The organism is Methanobacterium sp., assembly GCA_012838205.1.
GTDB lineage: Archaea > Methanobacteriota > Methanobacteria > Methanobacteriales > Methanobacteriaceae > Methanobacterium.
Map to the genome: position 1 here is coordinate 1 of DUPR01000057.1, position 9034 is coordinate 9034.

At 41.9% G+C, this 9034-nt stretch carries 8 protein-coding genes; 1 reads left to right on the top strand and 7 read right to left on the bottom strand.

Annotation, left to right across the window (positions count from 1 at the left end; translation table 11 throughout):
- On the bottom strand, positions 1-689 hold a 689-nt coding region (locus GXZ72_08220; GenBank protein ID HHT19528.1), incomplete at its 3' end, for a CPBP family intramembrane metalloprotease.
- Between the two features lie 144 nt (positions 690-833).
- Between GXZ72_08220 and GXZ72_08225 the strand changes: the two genes are divergently transcribed.
- Complete coding sequence (locus GXZ72_08225) at positions 834-1718, top strand: glycosyltransferase family 2 protein (GenBank protein ID HHT19529.1); 885 nt, start codon at positions 834-836, stop codon at positions 1716-1718.
- A gap of 389 nt (positions 1719-2107) precedes the next feature.
- Here GXZ72_08225 and cobM read toward each other — a convergent pair whose 3' ends face one another.
- The 6 genes from cobM to GXZ72_08255 form a co-directional block, all read right to left on the bottom strand.
- On the bottom strand, positions 2108-2875 hold the full coding sequence (cobM, locus tag GXZ72_08230) for a precorrin-4 C(11)-methyltransferase (protein HHT19530.1): 768 nt from the start codon (positions 2873-2875) through the stop codon (positions 2108-2110).
- 127 nt (positions 2876-3002) lie between these two features.
- Entirely contained in the window at positions 3003-3896 is an 894-nt protein-coding gene (locus tag GXZ72_08235; GenBank protein HHT19531.1) for a thymidylate synthase, read from the bottom strand.
- A gap of 628 nt (positions 3897-4524) precedes the next feature.
- On the bottom strand, positions 4525-5430 hold the full coding sequence (locus GXZ72_08240) for a thymidylate synthase (GenBank protein HHT19532.1): 906 nt from the start codon (positions 5428-5430) through the stop codon (positions 4525-4527).
- Positions 5431-5818: 388 nt separating this feature from the next.
- Positions 5819-6118, bottom strand: a complete 300-nt coding sequence (locus tag GXZ72_08245; protein ID HHT19533.1) for a TIGR04076 family protein — start codon at positions 6116-6118, stop codon at positions 5819-5821.
- Positions 6119-6163: 45 nt separating this feature from the next.
- The gene (locus tag GXZ72_08250; protein ID HHT19534.1) at positions 6164-7186 is read right to left on the bottom strand and encodes an adenylosuccinate synthetase; all 1023 of its coding nucleotides are present in this window, start codon (positions 7184-7186) and stop codon (positions 6164-6166) included.
- 309 nt (positions 7187-7495) lie between these two features.
- The gene (locus GXZ72_08255; GenBank protein ID HHT19535.1) at positions 7496-8836 is read right to left on the bottom strand and encodes an ATP-binding protein; all 1341 of its coding nucleotides are present in this window, start codon (positions 8834-8836) and stop codon (positions 7496-7498) included.
- Positions 8837-9034 lie beyond the last annotated feature (198 nt).

Here is a 9034-nt window from a genome sequence, read left to right on the forward strand (position 1 = left end):
AATACCAGGTCGGCAAAGTAGATCCAGCCAATGTGCATGGTGCAAAATACTAAAGATGTGTATAACAATCCCCATCCTGCTCCGATCAACTTCATAGCATTGTTTTGAAGTATCCCGCGAAACAATAATTCCTCAGCCAAACCTGTAGATAGTAACAGGACAATGAAACCTCCCAAAAGAAGAACTGGAGTGAATTGAGGGATTAGGGGATCTGGGCGTAGTATGAAAAACTCCATTATCCCAGTGATAAATCCAGTGAGGGCTATGAAAAATTGCACCCGGTAATTGTCCCGATAGTCACCCATGAACATTCCAACATCTTTCATGGTGAGATTTTGGCGCCGCATGATAACTATTGACGCTGCAAAAAGGGGTATTGCAACAATAGGAAACCAGTAGAGGGGTTTTATCTGCATCATGGGTATGGAAAGCCCTACGATGCGTATGATGGGGATGGGCATCATGCTGCGCAGTAGGTTGGAAAAATCAGTGGACTCTACCATGGCTGCGTTAACCAGGAGTATGAATAATATGATGGTGTGTATTGATAAGCCCCAAATCTTATTGACATAGGTAGTTAAAATTTCAGCAACTATCAGACCTAAAAGGTATAAAACCAGTGTCAACTTATACTCCCAGGCAAATCTCCTGCTAAACTGCTGATCTTGTAGTCCTTCAACACTTTTCACTTTTATTTACTCCTAATTCATCTTTAAGTAGGTAACTGTAAAATTGGAAGTTTAGTTCTACTACATTATAACACTAACTATCTCGGGCAGATATAAATATCTTAACACCATAATACAATTGTTCCAAGAAAAGGAGAAACATTTATGATAACCGCCATCATACCAGCCTACAATGAGGAGAAAACCATTGGAAGTGTAGTTTTAGGCACACTAGAACATGTTTCAAAGGTTATTGTTGTAGACGACGGTAGCAGTGATAAAACCAGCCAGATAGCCAGACTAGCCGGGGCAGAAGTACTAGTGCATCCGGTTAACAAGGGAAAAGGAGCAGCACTTAAAACTGGATTTAAGGCAGTGGAGGATGCTAAGATCATCGTCACCCTAGATTCTGATGGTCAACATGACTCTGGACTGATTCCCAAACTCATCCAACCCATCCAGGATGATGAGGCAGATTTGGTTAATGGCAGCCGTTACCTTCATGGTAAAGATGATGACACCCCTTCCTACCGTAGGGTGGGACAGAATGTGTTGGATGCAGCCACCAACTTCAGTGGGGATCTAAAGATAACTGATAGTCAGAGCGGTTTCCGGGCTTTTGCCGGTCACACCATACCAGTATTTGGTTTTCACAGTTCTGGTTACACTATTGAAAGTGAAATGCTTATCGATGCTGCGAATGCTGGTTTAAGGATTAAGGAAGTTGAAATCGAAGCTATTTATGGTGAAGACGGTCATCATAAGTCTAACCCGGTTAAGCATGGTGTGGGTGTTCTTTTGCGGATCATTCGGGATATGGAGTATAACCGTCCCTTGTATTATTTCGGTGCTCCTGGTGCAGTGATGGTCTTAATTGGCATGGTACTTAGCATAATCTTTTTCAGCGAATATATAACTGATCGTTCTCCTAGCCTGTTACCCACTGCAATGGCTGCTTTGTTAACCATATTCGGTTCTTTCATAGCATTCACTGGACTTATCCTTCACAGTATCTCCAGGATGATCAAAAGAGAAATGAACAACATGTAAAAATAGGATCAATATGTAAAATCATTTTATTCATAAAAAAAAATGATTCTTTCTTTTTCTCCGACATTGAATGATTTAATCCAATTCCAATAATGTTTTATTGACTATGCTTTTATCCGATAATAATATATCTACTTGTAAAATGAGTTTAATTTTAATGAATTCATCCAATTGTAAAATGAGTTTAATTTTGATGGCTTTCCACTTGAAAAATAAGTTTAATTTTAATGGATTTATCCACTTGCAAAATGAGTTTTATTTTAATTGCTTTATCCGATTATAAAATATTTATTTTGGACATGATACTGGGGGTGGCACTTACCTTCCAAAAAAAATGTCCTTTAGATGTGAGGAAGACTTGATTATTTTCATAGATGAATACTATGATCCTATTTTTCTTCACCCTTCCTGTATTCATGTGTGAAGTGCGGGTCGTAGAGTTTGGATGGAACCACACAAGATGTACCAAGCACGTCACCCACCACAATTATGGCAGTCTTCTGAATTTTCTCCTGGTGAACCTTACCTGCAATATCTTCCAGTGTGCCCCGGACTATCTTCTCATCAGTCCAACTGGCGCGCTGCACCACCGCCACTGGAGTGTCTGGATCATACGAGCCAAGAAGTTCACCCACAACTTTATCAATCATATGCACTCCCAGGAAGATGCACATGGTGGCCTTGTGCTCTGCCAGTGACTTAATGGATTCAAGCTCCGGTTTTGGGGTTCTACCCCCGGGGCGGGTGATGATTACTGTCTGTGAAACCATGGGCAAGGTCAGTTCTGATCTAAGTGCTGCGGCTGTTGCAAATAAAGAGCTGACACCAGGGATGATCTCATAGGAAATATCTTTACCTTCAAGGTACTGGATCTGCTCACCAATAGCACCGTAGATAGCTGGGTCTCCAGTGTGCACCCTGGCCACCAACTCACCCTTCTGGACTGATTTTTCCATTATCTCCAGTATCTGGTCCAGGTTCATCTGTGCACTGTTATGGGTCACTGCCTCTTTTTTGGCGTATCTGAGAACTTCAGGGTTAACCAGGGATCCGGCATAGATTATCACATCTGCCTGGCTAATGACTTTGGAAGCTTTAACTGTTATTAACTCCGGATCTCCAGGTCCGGCTCCTATGAAAACTACTTTACCCTTCATTATATCATTCCACCATCAATGAGGAAATTACTTACTCGCATCAAATCTATCCTAGGAGTAGATTACTATCTCAATATTAATTATAATGAATAAATTAAACTCGGCCCTAATTCTAATGAGGAGATTACTATTCTATGGTGAATTTCCTTTCCTCCATTTCTATGGAACCGTAAGGACATTCGTTGATGCATATTTCACAGCATCCGCAACTGGCTGGGTCAATAACTGCTTGCTCATTCTCGTTTAATGTTACAGTGTCCAGGCCGATCTGGACTTGTGGGCAGTGTTTAATGCATTCGTGTTGGCATTCACTGGCTTCACAAGTTTCATGGTCCACCACTGCTGATTTCATTGCAAATCCCAGTGCCCGGCGTACTGTTTCTTTAACCTGGTATCCGGCTAGGTGGAGTATGGTGTCTCCCACCACTGGGTCTGTGGCCATGCTGGCATTGCAAGGATAGTTGTGTAGTTTGTTACCAGCTTCCAGTTCAACTTCATCGGCAGGTATGCCTTCAATGTGTTCTGCTATGTAGTTAGTGCTGCCGCAGGGAGCAGTTCTTTTAACTGTTACTTTCTTCACCAGTCCATCTGATTCTATTTCCATTTCTGGCTTCCCAAACTCCTGGCAAAATTCGTCAATGTACTGGTCACCCACTGGTTCCAGGGTGCAGAATGGTTTGGGGAAGACCATCTTCACTTCTGGTGCGGATTCCTCTATTTCCCGTTGCAGTCCTGGTGGTACCTGTGTTGGGTCGTGGATGGGGATTATAACTGATTTGGCACCACTTTTTTCTGCAATTATGGGCACTATCATGTTAATGTCTCCGAAAAGACCAACTGCCAGTATGAGATCTGCTTTAGGAATACTCTTGGGAATGTATCCTTCAAAATCATCAATGAACTCTGGCAAGTCTTCGGGCAGCTCTTCCAATCCAACCATGCTACTGGCCAGTCCCATTTCAGCCAAGCTGTTGACAATGCGACTGCCATACTTCCCTGAACTTATAATGTAAAGTTTCATAGTAAAAACCCTCTTTTTATCTTACAATGTGGAGTTTTAATAAAAAAATTCTTCAATCACATCAAAAATATTTCCATACTTGTGATCTTAAGTAACTTAATCCTTATTTATACTATTTACGAAAACATTATCCCCCCACACCTATCTAAAAAAAAAGCATCATCATAAAAAAAATCGATTCAATCCTCGGTGTGAAGAGTAATTAGCAAACACGTAGGGTGCAATTAGAAAACCAAATAGCCTATTGTTTTCTATTCAAAATCATTATCCTCCACTTTTTCCAGTGCCCAGAGGATCAAAAAGATGATGCTTAAACTATATTGCAGTGATTTTGGTTAAAACTACCAGTGCAAAAAATATGCTAGAGATTAGGTATAATACTTTTCACTTTTGCCTTTATACCTTGGATAATATGGCAGACAATAAGAAGAAGATCATTGATTTTCTACTGACCCTGATTTGTTATAGGCTGTTTAATTGTTATATCTTCACCTTTAATGGTTATTCTTAATCTATTACTCAATTATCTAGTTGAATAAACAGTTAAAGAAAACATGCCTAAAAAAAATAATGAGAATTTCCCAAAAAGGAAAATAGAATTTTTTTTCAGGATGGAAGATTGGTTAATCTAATTCTTTTTTTGATTTAATTGAAACTTTCCAGTTTCAATGCTTATGGCATTTAGTGGACATTCTTTAATACATATTTCACAGTACCCACAGGTTGCTGGGTCAATTAGGGCTTTGCCCTCTTCATTAATGGTTATGGTGTCCAATCCTATGAGGACTTGGGGGCAGTTTTCTTGGCATTCTTTCTGGCACTCTTCAGCTTTGCATAGTGAATGGTCCACCACTGCGGTTTTAACTGCAAATCCCAGACCCCTTTTAACTGCTTCCTTGATCTGGTAACTGGCCAGGTGGAGGCTGGTGTCACCCACAACTGGGTCAGTGTCAGTACTAGCATTGCAGGGATAGTTGTGGAGTTTATGTGCTGCTAACAGTTCTGCCTCAGCACTGGGCGTGCTCCACAATCCTTTGGCTATGTAGTTGGTGGAGCCACAGGGAGCTCCCCTTAAAACTTCCACCTTTTTTATGAAACCATCTGCCTTGACAAAAAGCACTGGTTTGCCAAAACGGCTGGCAAACTCGTCTATAGGTGCATCTCCCACTGGCTCCAGTGAACAGAAGGGTTTAGGAAACACGATCCGGACATCAGGGGCGGAGTCAATGATCTCCTGCTGCAAGCCAGGTGGCATCTGCTTCGGCCCGTAGATGGGTATTATAGCTGATTTGGCCCCGGTTTTCCGGGCTACCTCAGCAACTATCATGTTTATATCACCAGAAAGTCCCACTGCCAGGATAAGATCCGAGGGTGGTAAACTTTTAGGTAGGTACTGGGAAAAGTCGTCAATTAATGGAGGTGTATCTTCTGGGTATTCCTCCATTCCCACTATGTTACTGGCCATGCCTTGTTCAGCCAGGTTGTTGACTACCCTGCCACCATACTTGCCTGAACTTAAAATGTAGATCCTAATATCAATCCACCCCCATCCCTCATCATCCTGGAAATTGCATTCTATAGATATAATATATTGTATGAGCTTTGGTGACTATTCAAATTTTCTAGTGTAATATTCATGGGGTAAGGAAATTATTCAGAGGGTAAGGAAATCACCAAAAACATTTCACCCCCAAAAAAAATTGTGGGATTCTCATAAATTATTCATTATAATAGTTGATGCACTGATTATTAGCTAATGGATAATTTTAGCTAATTTGAGGATTTTTTTTATAAAAAATAGAGTAAGCAGAAATAATGGCAGTGGTTGGGATGAATTGCTAATTTGAAAAGTAAATTAGGCTTAAAAAAAAAGTTAGGACAATTTTAAGAGAAGATATGATTTTTTTTTTGGCTGGGAATTCTTATTCATCATCGATCTTCCTGCAAGAGAAGATCACTGTCCCACCATCAGTGTATGGTTTTCCTGGGTCCACACATTGCAGGTAGGCATGTTCCTGGTCATCCTCCTTGGTTAGTCCCAGGGTGAGGGGTATCCAGTTGTGTTCCAGGATGGTGGTGTAATGGAGGATGGTGGACAGGGCATGGGTGCACACTGCATCGGTTTTGTGGAGAATTATCTCCGGATCCTTGAATACCATACGATCGCCCTGTTTATATACTGGGCAGTGCCCTTTTATTTCATGGACTGTTATTTCTAACATTAAATATAAACCCCCCAACCCAACTGTTGTATCAGTACACCAATATTAGATTAACTCTTCCCTCAAATCAATGGTGTCTTTCAAGTCAGGGCCAGTACTGATTATAGTCACCGGTACCTTGGTTTCATCCTCAATTTCCGTGATGAATCGTTTAATTTCACCGGAAAGGTCTTGGTAGTCAGTGGTTCGTTCACATGATGGATATAACCGGTCCACACAGGTTAAGGCGATCTGGGTTGCTCCGTTTATCATGCAACTTTCCCGGGCCATTTCCATGTCAAAGAGCCCCACTCTTCTTCGGCGACCGGTCACAGTACCATATTCTTCGAGACCCATTTTTTCAGCTTTATCCTGTTCCATCTCTGAGGGGAATGGTCCTTCACCTACCCGAGTTATGTAGGATTTGAAAACAACAATAACATCATCAATACGAGTTGGTCCCACACCAATATCCGCAGCCATGCTAGAGGCAGTGGTATCCTTACTAGTTACAAAGGGATAAGTCCCATAATATAATGATAATCCAAACCCTTGAGATCCTTCAATAAACACGTCCTTCCCTTCATCCAGGGCGGTGTTCACTTCCAGGGGCACATCAGCAGTGTATCCTTCCATAGATTCTATGTCTCCAGCCAGTTTAATACTTCGGAGTGCCCGGTCACGGTTGGCTGGTCCGCATCCCGTTCCAGTGCTTCCAATCTTTTTATACAAATGGTCGGATCCTTTGTCCTGTTGTTTGTGTTCTTCTTCAATTATTGCACAGCGGTAGTCAGCAAAGGTCCTTGATTTTACCTGGTATTTGTTAAGATAATCCAGTTCGTAATGGAAAACCTCAGGATCCACCAGTACACCGGCTCCTATGAGTAGTCGTGCTCCGGTGTGAACGAATCCGGATGGTATCATCCGCAACCCATACTTTTCACCGTTAAACTCCACCGAATGACCTGCGTTGGGACCTACGCCTGCCCTGGCAATGATTTCCGGTTTGTCCTGGTTGCAGAGGTAGGTGATACATTTACCTTTTCCCTCATCTCCCCAGGCTCCACCAACTAATATGTTACATGTCATCTGATCATATCCTCTCGTGATTTTAACCTCTCTTATATTGTAATGATGGGCATAAAAAGGTTAGCATAGCCCCCTGAAAATCTTCCCATCATCACACCCCAGACATCCAATCTTTTAAAAAAACGCCCGAACCATTACATGACTTCAAATGAGGACATTGCCACTGGTTTTAGAAGTTTTAATCACCATACACTGTTGAAGTTTTACTCATCTTGGTTGTGATGAAAAATCTTGGTTATGATAAAAAAAATTGTTGCTAAACGATTTATTCAATAGAGTAGTATGCATCTAGCTAATCATCCAGCCTATTTACTGGTGCGGTTTGGTTCCCTGGCTAATTATGCGGTCGAAAAGTTCTGGAGTGTATTTTCGCTGCATAGACACTAGTATGTGCTGGTCCAGGGCTTCCTCCAGAATGTTGACTGTAATTTCTTCCTCACCCCTCCGGATTCGGATGGCTTGTGCTATCTGGGCAACGTCACGGGCATGGGCAAAGGTGGGCTTTAAGTTTTCACCACCATCAACATAGGAGATGTAAACCTTCCTGAAGCGTTCCAGCACATCTTCCGTATATTTTTCACTCAGTGCATCCAAGTTCCTCTGGAACACTTGGACAATCTCATGTGAGCTGGGCTCTTCCAGAAATACATGTAATGGCGCCCTACGCAGGTGAGCTTCGTCAATGATGGTTATCTCTAGGTTTGTGGAAAGTGCAGGTATGAAGTGGGTGTGCACAATCACTGGGGCACCCTTGATGTAGACCACGTCCTGTTTATTCTCCAGGGGTACGATCATCCTGTTTAAAAGTACGTTAGGGTCTTCTTTCTGCCTACCTAAATCATCAAGTAGCAGCACTCCGCCATTGGCTTTGATAATAGGTGAAGTTTCAAACACCCCTTTATTGGGATTGTAGAGTGTTTCCATTTTCTGGGTGCTCAGTTCGGAGCCTGTGAAAACGAATGGTGCGTAGATTTTAACCCATCGAGTGTCACCAGGTTGTTCTGGCCGCATTTTATGGAAGTCCGGGTCAAATAGTTGTATTACACTGCCACTGAACTCAATGTAACGGGGCATTAAGAGTGGTGGTAGTATGTTGGACATTTTACTGGTGAGGAATGTTTTCCCAGTACCAGGCGGTCCGTAGATGAAAAAACCTTTACCCCCAATTGCTGATTCTGTGAGAACCTTTTTGGGGTATTCCATACCCACCACATCACTAAATGCCTTTTCAACCACCGCCGATGGAATGTCCAGGGGGTAGCGCCCCTTTAACTGGACTTGCATAATCTTGAAGTACTCATCATAGGTAACTGGTGCAATTCCAATGTAAGGGTTATCCTTCAAAAGTTTAGCTGCCTTCTCCTGACCCTGTTTTCTGATGGTGTATTCCACACTGGCAAACAGGAATCCGCCTCCGGTCTGGGAAATGAGGTTTTCATTCTCCATTGGTTTCAGGCATTCCTCCAGGATGTCCAGGTGCAGGCCAATAACTTCCTGTAACTGTTGAACTTTTATATTCCCATAGGTGTTAATTATCTTCAAAATAAGGCTCTGGACGAAGTCCATGGAAAGATCGATATCTTCCATTTTTTTAGGTTCTTCCAGTACTTGGAAGAGTCTCTGCATCAGTTTATCATGATAATATTCCATTAATCATTCCCTCCCCAAGTCATAGAAAACTTTGAAATGAGTATGCAAATCCAACTATTTTTTTTTAAGTTTGCTTTGAAGGTTATGTAGTATGATTTTAAGATAAGATTTTTCTAGACCTACCTTAAACTCACTTTCTAGACCTATCTTAACTTCACATATAGAAAATAGTATACACCCCTTTTGGTGACAATCTTC

What these genes read in the sequence shown, in the direction of transcription:
- GXZ72_08225 (HHT19529.1), top strand. Translation starts at nt 834, where the DNA reads ATGATAACCGCCATCATACCAGCCTACAATGAGGAGAAAACCATTGGA.
- cobM (HHT19530.1), bottom strand. Translation starts at nt 2,875, where the DNA reads ATGAAGGGTAAAGTAGTTTTCATAGGAGCCGGACCTGGAGATCCGGAG.
- GXZ72_08235 (HHT19531.1), bottom strand. Translation starts at nt 3,896, where the DNA reads ATGAAACTTTACATTATAAGTTCAGGGAAGTATGGCAGTCGCATTGTC.
- GXZ72_08245 (HHT19533.1), bottom strand. Translation starts at nt 6,118, where the DNA reads ATGTTAGAAATAACAGTCCATGAAATAAAAGGGCACTGCCCAGTATAT.
- GXZ72_08250 (HHT19534.1), bottom strand. Translation starts at nt 7,186, where the DNA reads ATGACATGTAACATATTAGTTGGTGGAGCCTGGGGAGATGAGGGAAAA.
- GXZ72_08255 (HHT19535.1), bottom strand. Translation starts at nt 8,836, where the DNA reads ATGGAATATTATCATGATAAACTGATGCAGAGACTCTTCCAAGTACTG.